The 17,254-nt window shown below is 63.7% G+C and carries 15 protein-coding genes; 5 read left to right on the forward strand and 10 right to left on the reverse strand.

Features of this window, described 5'->3' with window-relative positions; all coding sequences use genetic code 11:
* Positions 1-41: 41 nt before the first annotated feature.
* From AC2FNA_RS04875 to AC2FNA_RS04885, 3 genes are all read right to left on the reverse strand, one after another.
* Positions 42-1,133 (reverse strand): extracellular solute-binding protein, encoded by a 1,092-nt coding sequence (locus AC2FNA_RS04875; protein WP_230981742.1) that lies wholly within the window; start codon positions 1,131-1,133, stop codon positions 42-44.
* 97 nt (positions 1,134-1,230) lie between these two features.
* Complete coding sequence (locus AC2FNA_RS04880; RefSeq protein WP_496824899.1) at positions 1,231-2,232, reverse strand: ABC transporter ATP-binding protein; 1,002 nt, start codon at positions 2,230-2,232, stop codon at positions 1,231-1,233.
* Positions 2,233-3,123 carry a beta-keto acid cleavage family enzyme gene (locus AC2FNA_RS04885; protein WP_496824901.1) on the reverse strand — a complete coding sequence of 297 codons (891 nt, stop codon included), beginning with the start codon at positions 3,121-3,123 and terminating at the stop codon, positions 2,233-2,235. It abuts the gene before it with no gap.
* A gap of 135 nt (positions 3,124-3,258) precedes the next feature.
* Here AC2FNA_RS04885 and AC2FNA_RS04890 point away from each other — a divergent pair, with 135 nt between their 5' ends.
* Positions 3,259-4,344 carry a GlxA family transcriptional regulator gene (locus AC2FNA_RS04890; RefSeq protein WP_496824903.1) on the forward strand — a complete coding sequence of 362 codons (1,086 nt, stop codon included), beginning with the start codon at positions 3,259-3,261 and terminating at the stop codon, positions 4,342-4,344.
* Here the strand turns inward: AC2FNA_RS04890 and AC2FNA_RS04895 are convergent.
* From AC2FNA_RS04895 to AC2FNA_RS04910, 4 genes are read right to left on the reverse strand one after another with little or no spacing between them, the layout of a single operon-like run.
* Positions 4,310-5,263 carry a 3-hydroxyacyl-CoA dehydrogenase NAD-binding domain-containing protein gene (locus AC2FNA_RS04895; RefSeq protein ID WP_496824905.1) on the reverse strand — a complete coding sequence of 318 codons (954 nt, stop codon included), beginning with the start codon at positions 5,261-5,263 and terminating at the stop codon, positions 4,310-4,312. The two genes, AC2FNA_RS04890 and AC2FNA_RS04895, sit on opposite strands and share 35 nt — an antisense overlap.
* Positions 5,260-6,063, reverse strand: a complete 804-nt coding sequence (locus AC2FNA_RS04900) for a carnitinyl-CoA dehydratase (protein WP_496824907.1) — start codon at positions 6,061-6,063, stop codon at positions 5,260-5,262. Before AC2FNA_RS04900 ends, AC2FNA_RS04895 begins: the two co-directional genes overlap by 4 nt.
* 14 nt (positions 6,064-6,077) lie before the next feature.
* A complete protein-coding gene (locus AC2FNA_RS04905; protein WP_496824909.1) occupies positions 6,078-7,112 on the reverse strand; it encodes an LLM class flavin-dependent oxidoreductase in 1,035 nt (344 codons plus the stop codon).
* Between the two features lie 27 nt (positions 7,113-7,139).
* Positions 7,140-8,621: an aldehyde dehydrogenase gene (locus AC2FNA_RS04910; RefSeq protein ID WP_496824911.1), complete on the reverse strand. Its 1,482-nt coding sequence runs from the start codon at positions 8,619-8,621 to the stop codon at positions 7,140-7,142.
* A gap of 144 nt (positions 8,622-8,765) precedes the next feature.
* Between AC2FNA_RS04910 and AC2FNA_RS04915 the strand changes: the two genes are divergently transcribed.
* The 4 genes from AC2FNA_RS04915 to AC2FNA_RS04930 are packed head-to-tail and all read left to right on the forward strand — an operon-like array spanning position 8,766 to position 12,712.
* A complete protein-coding gene (locus tag AC2FNA_RS04915) occupies positions 8,766-9,170 on the forward strand; it encodes a RidA family protein (RefSeq protein ID WP_496824913.1) in 405 nt (134 codons plus the stop codon).
* Positions 9,170-9,976, forward strand: coding sequence for an alpha/beta fold hydrolase (locus AC2FNA_RS04920; protein ID WP_496824914.1), 807 nt, complete (start codon positions 9,170-9,172; stop codon positions 9,974-9,976). The genes AC2FNA_RS04915 and AC2FNA_RS04920 overlap by 1 nt, the downstream gene beginning before the upstream one ends.
* The gene (locus tag AC2FNA_RS04925) at positions 9,973-12,084 is read left to right on the forward strand and encodes a CoA transferase (RefSeq protein WP_496824915.1); all 2,112 of its coding nucleotides are present in this window, start codon (positions 9,973-9,975) and stop codon (positions 12,082-12,084) included. The genes AC2FNA_RS04920 and AC2FNA_RS04925 overlap by 4 nt, the downstream gene beginning before the upstream one ends.
* A 13-nt stretch (positions 12,085-12,097) precedes the next feature.
* On the forward strand, positions 12,098-12,712 hold the full coding sequence (locus AC2FNA_RS04930; protein WP_496824917.1) for an amino acid synthesis family protein: 615 nt from the start codon (positions 12,098-12,100) through the stop codon (positions 12,710-12,712).
* 51 nt (positions 12,713-12,763) lie between these two features.
* Here the strand turns inward: AC2FNA_RS04930 and AC2FNA_RS04935 are convergent, their stop codons facing one another.
* From AC2FNA_RS04935 to AC2FNA_RS04945, 3 genes are read right to left on the reverse strand one after another with little or no spacing between them, the layout of a single operon-like run.
* Positions 12,764-14,647 (reverse strand): alkyl/aryl-sulfatase, encoded by a 1,884-nt coding sequence (locus AC2FNA_RS04935; RefSeq protein ID WP_496824919.1) that lies wholly within the window; start codon positions 14,645-14,647, stop codon positions 12,764-12,766.
* A 40-nt stretch (positions 14,648-14,687) separates the two neighbouring features.
* Positions 14,688-15,515, reverse strand: a complete 828-nt coding sequence (locus AC2FNA_RS04940) for a TauD/TfdA dioxygenase family protein (protein ID WP_496824921.1) — start codon at positions 15,513-15,515, stop codon at positions 14,688-14,690.
* A 50-nt stretch (positions 15,516-15,565) separates the two neighbouring features.
* Entirely contained in the window at positions 15,566-17,251 is a 1,686-nt protein-coding gene (locus AC2FNA_RS04945) for an FAD-binding oxidoreductase (protein WP_496824922.1), read from the reverse strand.
* Positions 17,252-17,254: the final 3 nt, after the last annotated feature.

Consider the following 17,254-nt stretch of genomic DNA (forward strand, 5'->3'; position numbering starts at 1 on the left):
GGGCCGCGCCTACCACTGGCGACAGGCGCGGCCTCAGGGCCCTAGCTGATCGCCTCGAGGAAGGCGTTCACCGCGTCACCGCCATTCTCGCCCCACCATGTCGGGTCGTTGTAGACGATCTTGTCGATGTTCATCGCCGAGGTGATCGCATAGGGCTGCTGATCCTCGGGGATTTCGCCAAAGGCCGCCGGGTTCGACGGGGTCATGCCAAGGCAGTCGAGCAGCATGAGCTGCGCCGGCACCTCCTGCGCGGTGGCGATGAACTGCATCACCGCCTCGCGGCCCGCCGGGTTGCCCTTGGGCACGATATAGGCGCCGGGCATGGCCATGGCCTGGTTGTTGACCAGCTTGAAGCGGCCATCGGTATCGTTTTCGATGTTGCGGCCGCGGTTCTGCCAGATCATGGCCATGGTGACCTCGCCGTTGACCACCATCGAATGCACTTCGGAACCCGAGCCCCAATAGATGCTGTCATCCTTGATCGACTTGATCTTGTTCAGCGCCCGCTCCATGTCGAGCGGATAAAGCGCGTCACCGGCGACGCCATCGGCCATCAGCGCCGCCTCGAGAGAGCCGTTCGCCCATTTGTACAGCGACCGCGTGCCCGGGAAATTGGCGGTGTCAAAGAAGTCCTTCCAATCCTTGGGCGGGTTGTCGCCATAGGCCTCGGTGTCATAGACGAAGGCATAGCCATAAAGGATAACCGAGACCCCGTGTTCCAGCGCATAGCCCGGCAGGGTCTTGTCCTTGCTGACGATGGAATAGTCGATGGGCTCCAGATGCCCGGTCGGCCCAAGCGACACGGCGTTGAACAGGTCGGCATCGGCCACATCGGCGGTCACGTTGCCGCTGTCCACCATCTCCTTGATCTTGCCTTCGAGCGGGCCGGAAGTGTCGAATTTCACCCCTTTGCCGGTGGCCGCGGTAAAGGCCTCTCCAATAGCCGAGCCGTGGCATTCGACCGACTGGCCACCCCAGTTCCACATCACCACATGGTCAGCCGCCGCCTGCGCGTCGCCCGCCAGTACGGCGTTCATGGCGATACCCGAGGCACCGCAAAGCGCCAGAAAGGTGCGCCGATCCATACGCCCTTCCTTGTAGGCATGGGCGCTTTCGGTGAGCATTTCCTTCATGAATTGCTTGTCTTGCATTTCGTCCTCCGTGTCAGATGCCCAAGGCTTTGCCGGGCGATTGTTGTGACGCCTTGAACGGCGTTCTTTGGATGCTCATTCAACTTTCGTTCAGCTCCACCGCCGCCGCGTCCTGCCAGCTCAGTTCGACGGTCTCGCCCTCGTGCAGGGGCTGCCGGTTGCGCCAGACGTCGATATCCACCTCGATCTGTTCGGCCTCGGTCGTCTCGACGATGATCCGCTGCATCGACCCGAAATAGGTGATGCTGGTGATGGTTCCGCTGCGACGGGCCTGCGGGTGACCGCTGCCCAGGTGAATGTCGATCTTCTCGGGGCGCAGCGCATAGGCCCGGCCGTTCTGGTGAATGAAATTCGACTTGCCCAGGAAACTGGCGGCAAAACGGGTTGCGGGCCGCTCGTACAACTCTTGCGGAGAGCCCACCTGTTCGATGGCGCCGTCGCGCATGATGACGATGCGGTCGGACATCGACAGCGCCTCTTCCTGGTCGTGGGTGACATAGATGAAGGTCGTGCCGACCCGGCGGTGAATGTCCTTGAGTTGTTCCTGCACCTCGACCCGCAATTTCTTGTCCAGCGCGCCAAGCGGCTCGTCCAGCAGCAGGACCGGCGGCGCGAAACACAGCGCCCGCGCCAGCGCCACCCGCTGTTGCTGACCGCCCGAGAGCTGGCCGGGCTTGCGGTTGGCGAAATCCTGCAACTGGACCAGTTCCAGCATCTCGTCGACACGGGCCCGGATCTCGGCCTCGGGCCGTTTGCGCACGCTCAGCGCATAGCCGATATTGTCGCGCACGGTCATATGCGGGAACAGGGCATAACCCTGAAACACCATGCCAAAGTTGCGCTTCTCGGCGGGCACTTCGGCGATCGAGCTTCCATCCAGCGCGATATCGCCGCTGGTGATGTCCAGAAACCCCGCGATCATCATCAACAGCGTCGTCTTGCCCGAGCCCGAAGGGCCCAGCAGGGTCAGGAACTCTCCCTTGCGGATTTCCAGATCGACCGAGTTGACGGCCCGGAACGCCCCGAAATATTTCGACACGCCTTCGATCCGCAGGCTGCCGCCAGAGAACGCGTCGGCCATTTACCCCTCCGCCCCGCGCAGGTTCAGCTTGGCGCGGGCCTCGTTCGGTGTCAGCAGGCGGGCGCCCATGCGCTCGATAATCTCTCGCGCGCGGGTCACCAGTTGGCCGTTGGTCGCCAGCACACCGCGATCGAGATAGATGTTGTCCTCCAGCCCGACGCGGACATTGCCGCCCAGCGCCACGGCGGCGGCGGCCATCGGCATCTGGCCGCGTCCGATGCCGAAACTGGCCCAGCTGGCCCCCGCTGGCAGTTGCGATTTCATCGCCACCATGGTTTCGACATCCTGATCCGCGCCCCAGGGGATACCCAAGCACAGCTGGAACATCGGCGGCGCGTCGATCAGCCCCTCGGCGATCATCGCCTTGGCAAAACGGATATGGCCCAGATCGAACACTTCCAGCTCGGGCTTCACCCCCCATTCCTGCACCAGCGCCGCCATCCGGCGCAGCGTCGGCGGGGTCGAGATGTAGATCATGTCGGTGTCCGAGAAATTCAGCGTCCCGCAATCCAGCGAACAGATATCGGGGCGGCATTCCTCGACATGGGCCAATCGCGCCTCGGGCCCGATCATGTCGGTGCCCGGTCCGGGCATGGCCGGGTTGGCGGGGTCGGAAATCCAGTCACCCCCCATACCCGCGGTCAGGTTGATCACCACATCGGTACCGCTGTCGCGCACACGGTCGACGATCTCCTTGAACAGCTTCGGATCTCGCGAACCCTGGCCGGTTTCCGGGTCGCGGGCATGGAGATGGACGATAGCCGCGCCCGCCCTGGCGGCCTCGATCGCGGCCTCGGCAATCGCCTTGGGCGTAACCGGGACATGCGGGCTTTTACCGGTTGTATCCCCGGCGCCGGTAACGGCGCAGGTCAGCACGACATCGTGGTTCATGCAATCATTTCCCTGTTGTTTTTTCCAGTGTGCTGGCCGGATCCCCCCAAAAACTGTCGATTATTCGCCGTATTTAGGGTGCTGATGTCGAAAAATATTGATAAGGTGCAAGTAAATGTAGTGACAGGAAATATCATGCAACTCGACTTGTTGCCCCCTCAGGAGAGAGGCCAGATCCATTCGGTTTTTGTGGTGGTGCCACGGTTCAACCTGACGACCCTGATCACGATGATCGAAACCATGCGGATCGGGAATTACCTGTCTTCCGAGCGGCTGTTCTCGTGGGAGGTGACCTCATTCGACGGGCAGAACCTTGGCGCCAGCAATGGGGTGCGGGTGCAGCTGGATGTCGAGCCGGACCAGACCGCACCGGCCGATCAGGTCTTTGTGCTGGCCAGCTGGGGCGGTGAGCATTACCAGAACAAGGCGCTTGCCTCGTGGCTGCGCAAGCGGGCCCGGCGGGGCGAGCGCATCTGCGCGGTCGAGCTTGGCTGCTATCTTGTCGCGCGCGCCGGTCTGATGGATGGCAAGGAGGCCACGACGCATTGGTCCTGGATCAACGGATTTCAGGAGAAGTTCGACCAGATTTCCGTTGTCGAACAACTGTTTACCATCGACGGACGTATCATGACCTGCGCCGGCGGCATGGCGGGGGTCGACCTGATGCTGCGGTTGATCGAGCAGTCGCACGGGGCCAGTTTCTCAGGCGAGATCGCCGACCAGATGCTGCACAACCCGATCCGCAAGGGATCGTCCTCGCAGCGCCGGACCATGGGGCGCGGGACGGAATCGATCCTGCCGCTGGTGCGGCAGGCGATGACCCTGATCGAACGCAACATCGAAGAGCCGCTGACCGTGCCCCAGATCGCCGACGCGCTGGACGTGTCACAACGCCAGCTTGAGCGGCAGTTCAAGAAACATGTGGGCTGCACCGTGGTTCAGTTCGGCCTGCTGCGCCGGTTGCAGAACGCTCGCGTCCTGCTGATCGCCACCGAACTCAGCGTACGCGAGATCGCCACCGCCTCCGGCTTCAACACGCTGTCGCATTTCTCGTATTCGTTCAGCAAGTTCTTCGGGCGCAGGCCGTCAGAGTATCGCGAAGCCTGGCCGTCGAACGAGACCGCGCCGACATGGCCCGGCACCCTGTCGGATTTCCTGCACGCGCTCAATTCGGGGGACAAGCGCTCTAAGGCGCCTCTCGCGCCGCGCGAAGGGCATTGAGCACGGCAACGATCTCGCGGTCGCGCTGTGCCGCCATGTCGGCAAAATGCCGGTCACCGGCGACGGCGTTGCAACCATCGACCATGCGGTCGCGCAACTCCTGCGTCAGTTCGGGCGCCTCAAGCCGGGTCCAGGGCAGTTTCAGCGCCGGGCCGAACTGATCCAGATTGGTGGCCATACCACCCGCGCCGCAGGCGACGTGAAACGCCATGCATTGCCCCTGGCTGACCATGCGCGGCGCCGGGCCGTTCATCAGCGCGATGTCGATATCCTCGGGCGTGGCCTCGCCATTGGCGACCATGTGCAGCGCCTCGCGCCACAGCGCCTCTTGCAGCCGCGTTGCCACGAAGCCGGGGATCTCCTTTTTCATCATCAGCGGCGCCTTGCCCGCGACGCGATAGAATTCGCCGGCCCATTCTACCGCCGCCGGGTCGGTTTTCTCGCCGCCGACAATCTCGACCAGCGGCAGCAGATAGGGCGGGTTGAACGGATGCCCGATCACCGTGCGCCCCGGCGTTTCGCAATTGGCCTGAATGTCGGTCATCATCAGGCCCGAGGTCGAGGAGCCGATCACCACTGTTTCGGGCACGATGCGCCCCAGCCGGTGATAAAGGGCCTGTTTCATCGCCAGATTTTCGGGCGCGCTTTCCTGGATGAACCCCGCCCCCTCGACCGCCGCGTCGAGGTCATGAACGACGCGCAACCGTTCAAGCGACGCGCCCGGAGCAAGCCCCAATGCGGTCAGGCTGATCCAGGCGGTATCAAGGATGGTGCGAAACGCCCCCTCCTCGGCCGGGTCGTGCAGATAGCTGGTGACGTCATATCCCCGCGCCAGAAAATGCGCGGCCCAACCGCCGCCGATGGGACCGCCACCGATACTGGCGACGCGGGTGATGGATGAGGGATCGGGATACATCATTCGCCTTTGAACCTGGGTTCGCGCTTCTCGACAAAGGCGGCCACGCCTTCGGCCGCATCGTCGGATTTCAGCATCTTGCGATAGGTCGGCATCGGGTCGGTGCGCATCTTGTGGAACGCCTGTTCCAGCGGCACGCATTCGATCTCGCGCTGAACCTCTTTCACCGATTGCATGGCCAAGGGCGCCGACCAGGCGATCGAGGCCGCCCATTCGCGGGCCGCATCCATCAGTTGTTCCCTGGGCACCACCTTGTTGACCAGACCATAATGGGCGGCCTCGGTCGCGGACATGCGGCGGCCCAGCAGGAACATCTCCATCGCGATGTTATGTGGAATGCGCCGGGGCAAACGTTGCAACGCGCCCGCATCCGGCACGATGCCCAGCGGCATTTCCGGCAGGCCGAATTCCACGTGGTCGGCGGCGATCAGCAAATCACAAGCCATCGCCATCTCGAACCCGCCGCCGATGGCCAACCCGTTGATCGCGGCGATCACCGGCTTGTTCAGCGCCCAGTTTTCGGTCAGGCCGGTAAATCCGCCAAAGCCGTAGTCGTCGCTCTCCCACCAGTTATCAAGCTGCATCTCGCCCGCGTTCAGCGCCTTCAGATCCCAGCCCGCGCTGAAGATCTTGTCGCCGCCACCGGTCAGGATCGCACAGCGCAATTCCTTGTCCTCGTGCAATTCCTGAAACGCCGCCGCCAGCGCCTGACTGGTTGGCACGTCGATGGCGTTGACCTTGCCGCGCGACAGCGTGACCTCAAGAACATGGCCGTCACGGCGGGTGCTGACGCCCTCACTCATCGGGGTATCCTCCATTACCGGAATTCCGGCATGACTTCATTGCAGAACATCTTGAGCGATCGTTTCTGCGCGTCATGATCCAGCCCCATCGAGGCGTAATAGATGAACTCGTTCACGCCCAGGTCCTCGTACTGTTTCAGCTTGCCGATGGCGGTTTCAGGCGAGCCGAACATCAGGTTCTCTTCCAGCATCTCGGGGTCGTATTGCTCGCGGCCCGCGATCTGATCCAGCGGCAGTGCGGCGGGGAAGCCGTTGACCACGTCGCCGGCATTGCGGAACAGGTTCTCGAATTGCGACAACAGGCGCCGGATGGCGTCCAGCGCCTGCTGGCGGTCGGCGGCATTGTCATAGATGCAGGCGTGACGCATCAGCGCGAAACGCGGCGACCAGCCGTTATCGGCCTTGGCGATGGCCTCATCCAGCTGCCGCTTGTAAAGCTCTGCCTCGGCAAAGGGCCGGGTCAATGGCCAGCAGTTGATGTGGCAGCGGTTGCGCACGGCATAGTCATAAGTGATGGGCGAACGCGCGGCGACCCAGACCGGCATGTCGGCCTGTACCGGCTTGGGCACCGAGGTCGAGGTCGGGAACTGCCAATACTCGCCGTCATGGGCATAATCGCCCTGCCACAGCGCGCGTACCGCCGGCAGCATTTCCTGCATGTAGCGCCAGGCATCGGATTGCTTGAGCCCCGGTTTCATCCGGTCGAACTCGCGCTGATAGGCGCCCGAGCCGATGCCGAATTCCAGCCGCCCGCCGCTGATCAGGTCGAGAAACGCGGCCTCGCCCGCGAGGTTGATGGGGTGCCAATAGGCCGCCGTGGCGACCGCGGTGCCCAGCCGGATATTGCTGGTCTCTCCGGCCCACCAGGTCAGGATCTGGAACGGGTTCGGCGCGATCGTCATCTCGATGGCGTGATGTTCTGCGGCCCAGACGATGTCGAAACCGCCCTCTTCGGCCATTTGCACCATTTCAAGCGTGTGGCGCGCGACGTCGTTCATGTCGAGACTGTCGTCGATCCGTTCCAGGTTGATGGCAAGTTGGAATTTCATTGTCCGTGTTCCTTTCCGGGCTCTCGCTCAGCGCATGACAAAGGGGTTGGCCATGGGTTCGTCGGATGTGTTCATCCAAACCGTCTTGGGCCGGGTGTAATCGTAGATCGCCTGAAACCCGCTTTCGCGGCCATAACCGGATCCCTTGATGCCGCCAAATTCGGCAATGGGAGAGACCACGCGATAGGTGTTGACCCAGACGATGCCCGCGCGCACCGCGCCCGCCATCCTGAGCGAGCGGGCGCTGTCACGGGTGAATATTCCCGCCGCCAACCCGTGTTCAGAGTCATTGGCCAGCGCCAGAACCTCTTCTTCGGTGCGGAAACGCTGGACGCTCAGGACCGGGCCGAACAGTTCGGTATCGACGATGCGCAGGTCCTGGCGCGGGCAGTCGATGATCGTAGGTTCGTAGTAGAGACCGTCCAGCCCCTCGGGCTGCTTGCCGCCGGTCAGCACGGTGCCGCCCTCGGATTGCGCATGGGCGACCTCGCGCTGGATATGCTCCAGTTGCCCGGTGGTGCAGAGCGGCCCCATCTGGGTCTCTTCCGCCAGCGGATCCCCGATCACGATGGCACGCGCCTGCGCCACCATCCCGTCGAGGAACTCATCGGCGATGTCCTCGTGCAAATAGAGCCGGGACCCGGCGACGCAGCTTTGCCCCGTGGCGCCGAAGATGCCCGCGATTGAGGCGTTGACCGCGCTTTCGATATTGGCGTCCTCAAAGACAATAAAGGGCGATTTGCCCCCCAGTTCCAGCGAGACCTCGGCAAAGTTGCGCTTGGCGTTCTCGAGCACGTGACGCGCAGCGTTCGGCCCGCCGGTGAACGAGACACGCGCCACCAGCGGATGCCCGGTGAGCGCCCGCCCGCAGGGTTCGCCGTGCCCGGTGACAATGTTCACGACCCCGGGCGGAAAACCGGCCTCTTCGATCAGCTTGCCGAATTCCAGCATCGCCGCACTGGCATGTTCCGAGGCTTTCAGAACCACCGTATTGCCCGCCGCCAGGGCCGGACCGATCTTGACCGCAACCAGGAACAGCTGGCTGTTCCAGGGCACCACAGCGGCCACCACGCCCAGCGGTTCACGCTTGGTAAAGACAAACATGTCCGGCTTGTCGATAGGCAGCGTTTCACCGCTGACCTTGTCGGCGCAGCCTGCGAAGAAGTGAAAGAACTCGGCGATGTATTTCGCCTGCCAGCGGGTTTCCTTGAGCATCTTGCCGGTATCCACCGACTCGATCCGGCCCAGTTCCTCGGACCGGTCGGCCAGCAGATCGCCCAACCGCCGCAAATGCTTGCCTCGCTCGGTCGGTGTCATTCTGGCCCACGGCCCCGAGGTAAAGGCGCGGTGCGCCGCCTCGACCGCCCGGTTCACATCCGCCTCGGTGGCCTCGGGAACCCGGCACCATACCTTGCCGTCGGCGGGGTTGGTGCTGTCGAACAGCGCCCCGTCCGAGGCATCGACCCATGCGCCGTCGATCAGCATCCGATAGCTCTGGATATCGGCCATCTCGGTCCTCCCTTTTTGTCTCTCGTCTCATACAAAGCGGCGAATCGGCGATGAGTTGTGCGAAAAATCGGCATCCATGTGTCGAAAATTCTTAAGTTGAGGATTGGGGATCAGGGCAGGCTGGCCGCAAAAGGAGATGCAAACGTGACCAGCAGCAAGAAACAGGTGATCGGCGGACCCCTCGAAATCGGTGGCAGGGTGCTGTCGTTGTCGCGCGCTATCCGGGCCGGTGATTTTGTCTTTCTGACCGGCCAGATCCCGATGCGGGACGGTGTGCCGATAACCACTGGCTCGGTCGAGGAACAGACGCGCGCCGTGCTTGACGACATCACCGCCACCCTCGCGCTCGCCGGGTGCTCCCGCGACGATGTGGTCAAGGCGATGGTCTGGCTGCGCGCGCGCAGTGATTTCCCCGGCTTCAACGCGGTTTACGGCGAGTATTTCCCGCACGATCCGCCGACCCGCTCGGCCGTGGTCAGCGACCTGCTGGTCGATGCCCGGGTCGAGGTCGAGGTGATGGCCTACAAACCGCTGGGGGGAGAGGGCTGATGCCGGTCGCACCTGACGGCACCGCCTATGAGATTACCGGCCCGGCAGATACGCCCTGCGTGGTGCTGATCCATGGTCTGGGGCTGAACCGGGCCTGCTGGCAATGGACCAGCCCGGCGCTGACCGATTGCTATCGCGTGCTCAGCTATGACCTTTATGGCCATGGCGAGTCGACGGATCCGGTCGAGACCCCCAGCCTTTCGCTTTTTTCGCGCCAATTGCAGGGCCTGCTAGATTATTGCGGTCTCGCCGATGCGGTCATCGCTGGGTTTTCGCTAGGCGGCATGATCGCGCGCCGCTTCGCGCAGGACTGCCCCGACCGCGCGCGCGCGCTGGTCATCCTGCATTCGCCGCACCAACGCAGCGCCGAGGCGCAGGCCGCGATCCTCGCACGGGTCGAGCAGGCCCGCGACGAGGGTCCGCAATCAACGGTCGAAGCAGCGCTGGAACGCTGGTTCACCGAAGGTTTCCGCAAGGCCAACCCGGCGATGATGGTGACCGTGCGCGGCTGGGTCACGGCAAACCGCAAGGAGGTTTATCACCGGATCTACCGGGTTCTGGCCGATGGCATCGACGAGATCACGGCCCCGGTGCCGCCGCTTACTTGCCCAGCATTGGTGATCACCGGGGACGAGGATTATGGCAACGGCCCCGAGATGACCCGGGCCATCGCCGCCGAGATCGATGGCGCGCAGGCGCTGATCCTGCCGGGTCTGCGCCACATGGCGCTGGCCGAGGATCCGGCCGCCGTCAACACCCCGCTGCGCCGATTTCTGGACAGCTTGCCAAAGGGGGCAAACGGATGAGCAGTACCCTCCTCAAGGGGATACGCGTGCTGGATCTCAGCCGCATGCTGTCGGGCCCCTATTGCAGCATGTTCCTGGCCGATCACGGCGCCGAGGTCATCAAGATCGAAGGCGGCAGCGGCGACACCAGCCGCAACAACGGCCCCTATCGCGCCGACGATCCGGGCCATGACTGGGCGGGTTATTTCGTCAGCCTGAACCGGGGCAAGAAAAGCATCCGGCTGGACCTGAAATCGCCTGAGGGCAAGAAGGCCTTTCGCAGGCTGGCGGCGACGGCGGATGTGGTACTGGAGAATTTCCGCCCCGGCGTGATGGACCGTCTCGACCTCTCTTATGAATCGCTCGCCGAGGCCAATCCCCGGCTGGTCTATGCCGCCATTCGCGGCTTTGGCGACCCGCGCACCGGCGCCAGCCCCTATGCCGACTGGCCCTCCTATGACGTGGTGGCGCAGGCGATGGGCGGGCTGATGGCGATGACCGGCCCCGATGCCGAGACACCCACCAAGGTCGGCCCCGGCATCGGCGATATCTTTGCCGGCATGATGATGTCCTTTGGCATTCTCGCCGCCCTGCGCGAGGCCGAGGCGACCGGCAAGGGCCGTTTCGTCGACGTCGCCATGTATGACGCGATGATCTCGATGTGTGAGCGGATGGTCTATCTGCATGACATGACCGGACAGGTGCCGGGCCCCGAGGGCAACGGTCACCCGTTGCTGGCCCCCTTTGGCCTATTTCCCGCCGCCGATGGTCAGGTGGCGTTGGGCATTGTTGATGACAGTTTCTGGCAAAAGCTGACCGCGATCATGAACCGGCCCGATCTGGGCGGTGATGCGCGATTTTCCACCCGCGCCGGGCGGTCCACCAATGCAGGCGAGATCAACCGGGTCGTCTCGGGCTGGACCGCCACCCGCAGCAAGGCGGAGCTGACCGGGCTGCTGGGCGGTCACGTGCCTTTTGGCCCGCTCAACACGGTGGCCGATATCACCGCCGATCCGCATATCGCGGCGCGGCAGATGCTGGCGCATATTCCCCATCCCGAACCCGGCCATGCCCCCTGGACCGTGGCCGCCAATCCGCTGCGCTTTGCCGGGCAGGAGGCGCCCACGCTGCCTGCCCCGCCCCGGCTGGGCGAGCATGACGCGCTGCTCGAGACGCTGGCAGAAAGCGCGCCGCTGGATGAGGACGCAAGGCGCGACCTGCGCCGCGCCTTTGGACAGTTCGCTACCGGGGTGACCGTGCTGACCACCCGGCAAGAGGATAGCACACCCCGCGGCTTTACCGCCAATTCTTTCACCTCGGTCTCGCTCGACCCGCCGCTGCTGCTGGTCTGCCTCGCCAAGACGGCGCATAGCTGCGATGTCTTTGCCCAGGCGCCGCATTTCGCGGTCAACATCCTGTCGGATGCGCAAAAAGAGATCTCGGGCCTGTTCGCCTCGCGTTCGACCGAAAAATTCGCCGGCCACCATTGGCATCCAGGCCCGCATGAGCTGCCGCTGATCAACGGGGCGCTGGCGACATTTGCCTGTGCGCAGCACAAGCTCGTCGATGCCGGCGATCACCTGATCCTGATCGGGCGCGTGCTGAACCACGCGGTGACCGAGGGCAAACCGCTTGGCTTCCACAACGGCGCCTATTTCGACCTTGGGTTGGAAAACCGGCTGGCCGACGCGGCGACCAAGGATGCCAACGGGGTCATCGCCGCTGTCCTGGCCGATGGCGACCGCATCCTGCTGGAAGAGACACAAGACGGCACCCTGACGGTTCCCAAGTCACCCGCGCGCGACAATACGGTCGCGGGCTTTGTGCGGCACATGGACAGTCGCGGCCTGACCGCCCGGCTCGACCACCTTTATGCCGTGTTCCAGAACAGCCAGACCGGCGCGCATTCGATCGTCTATCACGGCACGGTCAGCGGCGCCGCGCCGGAGGGCATGCGCTATCACGACCTGGCCGCACTGCCGCTGGATCAGGTCGCCAACGATACCGAACGCTCGATGCTGGCGCGCTATCAACGCGAATACCGCCATGGCAGTTTCGGGATTTACCACGGCACCGAACGCAGCGGCATCGTCCATTCCATTGCCGATCACACCGAATACACCGTTTGACAGGAGACCCCCAATGCTTCCGGAACTGAGAAAAGTCGTCACTTTCGACGAAGATATCCACACCGAGGGCGGCCGCGCCGCCGACCCGGTCCTGCGCATGATCGGGGTCGCGGCGGTGGTGGCCAACCCCTGGGCCGGGCGCGGCTTTGTCGAGGATCTCTCGCCCGAGATCCGCCGCATGGCGCCGGTTCTGGGCAAGCTGCTGACCGACCGCCTGATCGCGCTGGCCGGATCGGGTGACACGATCGAGGCCTATGGCAAGGCCTGTATCTCGGGCACCAATTGCGAGGTCGAGCACGCCTCGGCGCTGATCCATACACTGCAATTCGGCAATTTCTATCGCGAGGCGGTGGGCGCGAAAAGCTATCTGGGCTTTACCAACACACGCGGACCGGCCAACACCCAGATCCAGATCCCGCTGATGGACAAACACGATACCGGCCGCCGCTCGCATTACCTCACGGTGCAGTTCTCGATCTACGACGCACCCGCCTGTGACGAGTTGGTGGTTGCGCTGGGCGCCGCGACACGCGGGCGGCCGCATCACCGTATCGGCGACCGTTATTCCGATCTGGCCGCACTGGGTCGCGACGTGCAGGATCCCGCCGGCGTCGGCAAGGACGGCTAGGACCAGACCCGCTCCTCCCGAGCGCTGCCGGGAGGAGCGGGCGCGACGGCCTCAGGGCGTCACGATTGCGAAATTCGGGTCGAACGCATCCAGCGCGCCGAAAAGGGCGCCAAGTTTCGTGACATCGCCCTGCATCGACAGGACGCCTCGTCCGATCAGGTCCTCGACCCCGGCGATCTGCCCCAGCATTTGAAAGAACGCCGCCTCGGTCAGGGTCAGGACCAGGTCCGCTGTGCCATCGTGATAGGTGGTGTTGGCAAGCACCCCGTTCTGCGCGGCCAGCAGATGGCTCTGGCCGCTATCCGAGAAGTTCAGCAGAACGGTAAAGTCGCCCGGCACCTTGGCCGCGTTGAACTTCACGCCCAGGAAATCGAGCGCCATCCCCACCCCCATGTTGAACAGCACATCCGGGTTCGAGGTATTGACGGTCGAGGGGCGGATGCCCTCGCGCAGCTCCTGTGCCCCCAGCAGGAAAATGTTGCGCCATGTTCCGGCCTCGGCCTGATACCCCATCTGTTCCAGCGTATCGGCCTGAAGCTTGAGCGCCGCCGTATTCTGCGGTTCGGCAAAGACCAGCTTGTTCAGGATCTCGGCGGCCCAGCGATAATCGCCTTCGTCATAGGCGCGCTGCCCTTCGGCCAGTACCGCGTCGGCGCCGCCCATGGCGCGCACCAGCCGGGTGGCGCTTTCTGCGGGCGGCAGGCAATCATAGGTCGCCGGATTGCCGTCCCACCAGCCCAGATAGAACTGGTAGACCGCCTTGATGTTGTGCTTGAGCGTGCCGTAATAGCCACGACAGGCAAAATCGTGCCGCAACCCCTCGGGCAGTTCCACCATGTCCGGGATCTCATGGATCGTATGGCCGTGATTGGCCAGCCGCAGCGTCTCGTCATGGATGAAGCGATAGAGATCGCGTTGCCGGGTCAGGAAACCCCGAATACGCTCGGTACCCCATTGCGGCCAGTGATGCGAGGCAAAGATCAGGTCGGTCCGCTCGGCAAAAAGCGCGATCGACTCGTCGATATACTTGGCCCAACCCAGCGTATTGCGGATCTCGGCACCGCGCGGGGTCAGGATGTTGTGCATGTTATGCGTGGTGACTTCGGAAGCACAGAGCGCCCGGAACTGCGGGAAATAGAACATGAACTCCGAGGGCGCCTCGGACCCGTTGGCCATCTGGAATTCGATCTCGACCCCATCCACGATCCGGGTTTCCCCGGTCCGGTACACCGTGTCGGTGGGCGGGATCAGGCTGATCGAACCGGTCCCGGCCGCAGGCCCCAGACCACAGCCGGCATGGCCCCGGGGGCCAGCGTCCAACCCCATGCCGAACTGGTACTGCGCCCGCCGGTTCATCGCGTTGCCTGCCAGCACGTTTTCGGAGATCGCATATTCCATGAACCCGTCGGGGGCGATGATCGGCACCTTGCCCGCCGCCACATCCGCCTGATCGACGACACCGCGCACACCGCCGAAATGGTCGGCATGCGAATGGGTATAGATCACCGCCACCACCGGACGTTCGCCCAGATGCCGGTTTGCCAGTGCCAGCGAGGCGCGCGCGGTTTCCACGGTCAACAGCGGGTCGATAACGATCCAGCCGGTGTCACCTGCGATCAGCGTCATGTTCGAGATATCGGCATTGCGCACCTGATGGATGCGCGGGTGGATGGTGAAAAGCCCGTGAATGGCGTTCAACTGACCCTGCCGCCACAGGCTGGGGTTCACGGTATCGGGCGCCGCGCCCTGCATGAACGCAAAGCGCTTCAGGTCAAAAACGATCTTGCCCTCGGCCCCGGTGATCGCATCCTCGTCAAAGGTCGCGACAAAGCCGCGACTGGCATCCTCGAAATCCTGCCGGTCGCCAAAGTTCAGCAGGTCCAGTACCGCCCGGTTGGCGGCGGCGGTATGGTCGGTTGCGTGGGTCTTACACATTGGAAACCTCCTTGGCGGGATCGGCGATGCGAGGTGAGGCTCAGGCGGCGCTCAGGGCGCAGCCTTCGATTGTGATGCGGTGCATGTAGCGGCGGTACCCGTGATAGTCGTTGATCGCCTTGTGCCAGGTCGACCGGTTGTCCCACATGGTCAGATCGCCCTCGCGCCAGCGCACGCGGCATTGGAATTCCGGCTGTTGGCAATGCTGGTAGATACCGTTCAGGATCGCGTCGGATTCGGTGGGGGACATCCCGTCGATACGGGTGGTGAACTGCGGATTGACAAACAGACACGGGCGCCCAGACAGCGGATGCCGGATCACCATCGGGTGTTTCACATCCGGCTCGGGCATGGCGTTTTCGTTCAGCCGCCCCTCTTCCCGCGCCTTCTTGGCCGCCGGACTGTTGACAAAGACATGATAGGTGCCGTGCCAGGCCTCAAGCCCCTCCAGCACTTTCTTGAACCTGTCCGACAGGGCGTCATAGGCCGCCGCCATCGAGCTGAAGGCGGTGTCGCCGCCCACCGGGGGCATCTCCTTGGCGCTCAGGATCGAGCCCAGCGCCGGCTCGGCATCATAGGAATGGTCGGTATGCCAGACCTCGCCGATCGCGCCCTTCTGGTCCTTCTCCTTCAAAACAATTGCGATGTTCGGATGGGTGTCCAGCGGGGTGAAGAACCGGTTGATGTTGATCTTGCCGATCGCCTCGGCAAAGGCGATGTGCTCCTCCGGTTCGAGATTCTGATCGCGGATCGACAGGACCGAGTATTTGGCAAAGGCGTCCTTGATCCGGGCGACATGCTCGGGGTTGCGCACATCCGCGTTGTAGATGTCGGCGCCCAGCGCGGTGGTCATGGGTACGATTTCCATTGCCTTCTCCTTGCTTGTCTGTGGTGCCCGGTTCCGGGGCGTTTGAGGGTTCATTCGGATGGTTGCGTCATCAGCACGCCGCGCCGACCGACCTGCCTGTTCTCGGGGTCGATCAAGACGCCGGGGTTGAGGATGCCCGCAGGGTCGAAGCGGCTTTTCATCGCGGCAATCGCGGCTCGCATCAGGGCCGGGCTTTGCGCCTCATAGCCGCCACGGTGATCGCGGCCCACCGCGTGGTGATGGGTGACCGTGCCACCATGCGTGGTGACGGCGGCGTTCGCGGCCTGTTTGATACTGCGCCAGGCCTCCAAGGCTCCGGTCATGTCGCCGGGCGCGCCGCCATCGCAGTAGAAGGTGAAATAGGGCGCCGGGCCATCGGGGTATACATGGGTAAAGCGGCAACTCAGCCGCCCCGGCTTGCCTGTCGCCTGTTTGATCGCGGCGCCGACATCGGCCATGACATTGCGATAGAAATCCTCGAACCGGTCCCAGGTGATCGCGGATTCGAACGTATCGACGATGACCCCCAGCCGGGTCAGTCGGTCTCGGTAATACGGCATGCGGATAAAGGACTCGCGCCAGGCGCCCGCCGCGCCCTTGCGGTGTTCGTCGCCGCCCCTGAGCGAAGCCGCCACCGCCTCGACATCCCAGCGCCCGCCATGATCGGCCATAAGCTCCAGTGCCCGGTCCATCCACGGGTCCAATGCATGCTCCGCGCTCTCAAACCCCAGGACCAGCGTCGCGCTCTTGCCGTCGCCGATGCCATAAGCCGCGACCTCGGCCTCGTCCAGCAAGCGGCAGTTCGTCGGATAGAGCCCTGATTGAGAAAGCGCGCGCACGGCCTGGGCGGCCGCGAAAAAGCTGTCGAACCGCACCGAAGCCGAGGCGCGAAAGCGCGGGCGGTCCTGCAAGCGCATCCAGGCCTCGGTGATAAGGCCCAGGTTTCCTTCGGACCCGAGAACCATTCTGTCACCAGAGATGCCAGCCCCCGAGCCGGGCAGGCGCCGGGTCTCCATGATGCCTGCTGGTGTGACCATCCGGGTCGCCTCGACCAGATCGTCGATATGGGTCATCAGCGTGGCAAAATGCCCACCCGCACGGGTGGCGATCCAGCCCCCCAAGGTCGAGAATTCAAAGCTCTGCGGAAAGAACCGCAGCGTCAGATCATGCGGGCGCAGCTGCTCTTCCAGCGCCGGGCCATAGACCCCGGCCTGAATGCGCGCGGCGCGGCTCAGGTGGTCGACCTCGAGAACACGGTCGAAATTCTGCATGTCCACGCAAACGGTGCCGCGATAGTCTGGCCCCACATCAGGCTCGACCCCGCCGCAGACGCTCGACCCGCCACCATAGGGGATGACCGCGACATCATTCGAACCGGCCCAGTCGAGAAGCGCCGCGATCTGCTCTTCGGTCTTTGGGAATGCGACCAGGTCAACCGGCTCTGGCACATGGCGCATCACCATGCGGATATTGTCGGCGGTGCTTTTGCCAAAGGAGTGCGACAGCCGGTCATGGGCGCTGTCTGAAACGATTTCGGCAAGACTTTCCGGAGGGGTCACGCGCGGCGCCCGCAGCTCGAAATCGGCAATCTTGGGTTCCGGCGCAATGGCAGAAGGGTCGCGTCCGAATGCGCGCGCTATACCGTCGATCAGCGCGGTCTCGGGTTGGGTCAGGGCAAAATCCGCCCGGCCCCAGCCCCAGAACGAGCGATTGCTGCTTGCCGATATGCGGTGCATTGA

The organism is Ruegeria sp. YKSD163, assembly GCF_059612905.1.

Coding starts and splice junctions, on each gene's coding strand:
- AC2FNA_RS04905 (WP_496824909.1), bottom strand. CDS start 7,112: ATGAAATTCCAACTTGCCATCAACCTGGAACGGATCGACGACAGTCTC.
- AC2FNA_RS04885 (WP_496824901.1), bottom strand. CDS start 3,123: ATGAACCACGATGTCGTGCTGACCTGCGCCGTTACCGGCGCCGGGGAT.
- AC2FNA_RS04925 (WP_496824915.1), top strand. CDS start 9,973: ATGAGCAGTACCCTCCTCAAGGGGATACGCGTGCTGGATCTCAGCCGC.
- AC2FNA_RS04940 (WP_496824921.1), bottom strand. CDS start 15,515: ATGGAAATCGTACCCATGACCACCGCGCTGGGCGCCGACATCTACAAC.
- AC2FNA_RS04920 (WP_496824914.1), top strand. CDS start 9,170: ATGCCGGTCGCACCTGACGGCACCGCCTATGAGATTACCGGCCCGGCA.
- AC2FNA_RS04875 (WP_230981742.1), bottom strand. CDS start 1,133: ATGAAGGAAATGCTCACCGAAAGCGCCCATGCCTACAAGGAAGGGCGT.
- AC2FNA_RS04880 (WP_496824899.1), bottom strand. CDS start 2,232: ATGGCCGACGCGTTCTCTGGCGGCAGCCTGCGGATCGAAGGCGTGTCG.
- AC2FNA_RS04945 (WP_496824922.1), bottom strand. CDS start 17,251: ATGCACCGCATATCGGCAAGCAGCAATCGCTCGTTCTGGGGCTGGGGC.
- AC2FNA_RS04930 (WP_496824917.1), top strand. CDS start 12,098: ATGCTTCCGGAACTGAGAAAAGTCGTCACTTTCGACGAAGATATCCAC.
- AC2FNA_RS04895 (WP_496824905.1), bottom strand. CDS start 5,263: ATGATGTATCCCGATCCCTCATCCATCACCCGCGTCGCCAGTATCGGT.
- AC2FNA_RS04890 (WP_496824903.1), top strand. CDS start 3,259: ATGCAACTCGACTTGTTGCCCCCTCAGGAGAGAGGCCAGATCCATTCG.
- AC2FNA_RS04935 (WP_496824919.1), bottom strand. CDS start 14,647: ATGTGTAAGACCCACGCAACCGACCATACCGCCGCCGCCAACCGGGCG.
- AC2FNA_RS04910 (WP_496824911.1), bottom strand. CDS start 8,621: ATGGCCGATATCCAGAGCTATCGGATGCTGATCGACGGCGCATGGGTC.
- AC2FNA_RS04900 (WP_496824907.1), bottom strand. CDS start 6,063: ATGAGTGAGGGCGTCAGCACCCGCCGTGACGGCCATGTTCTTGAGGTC.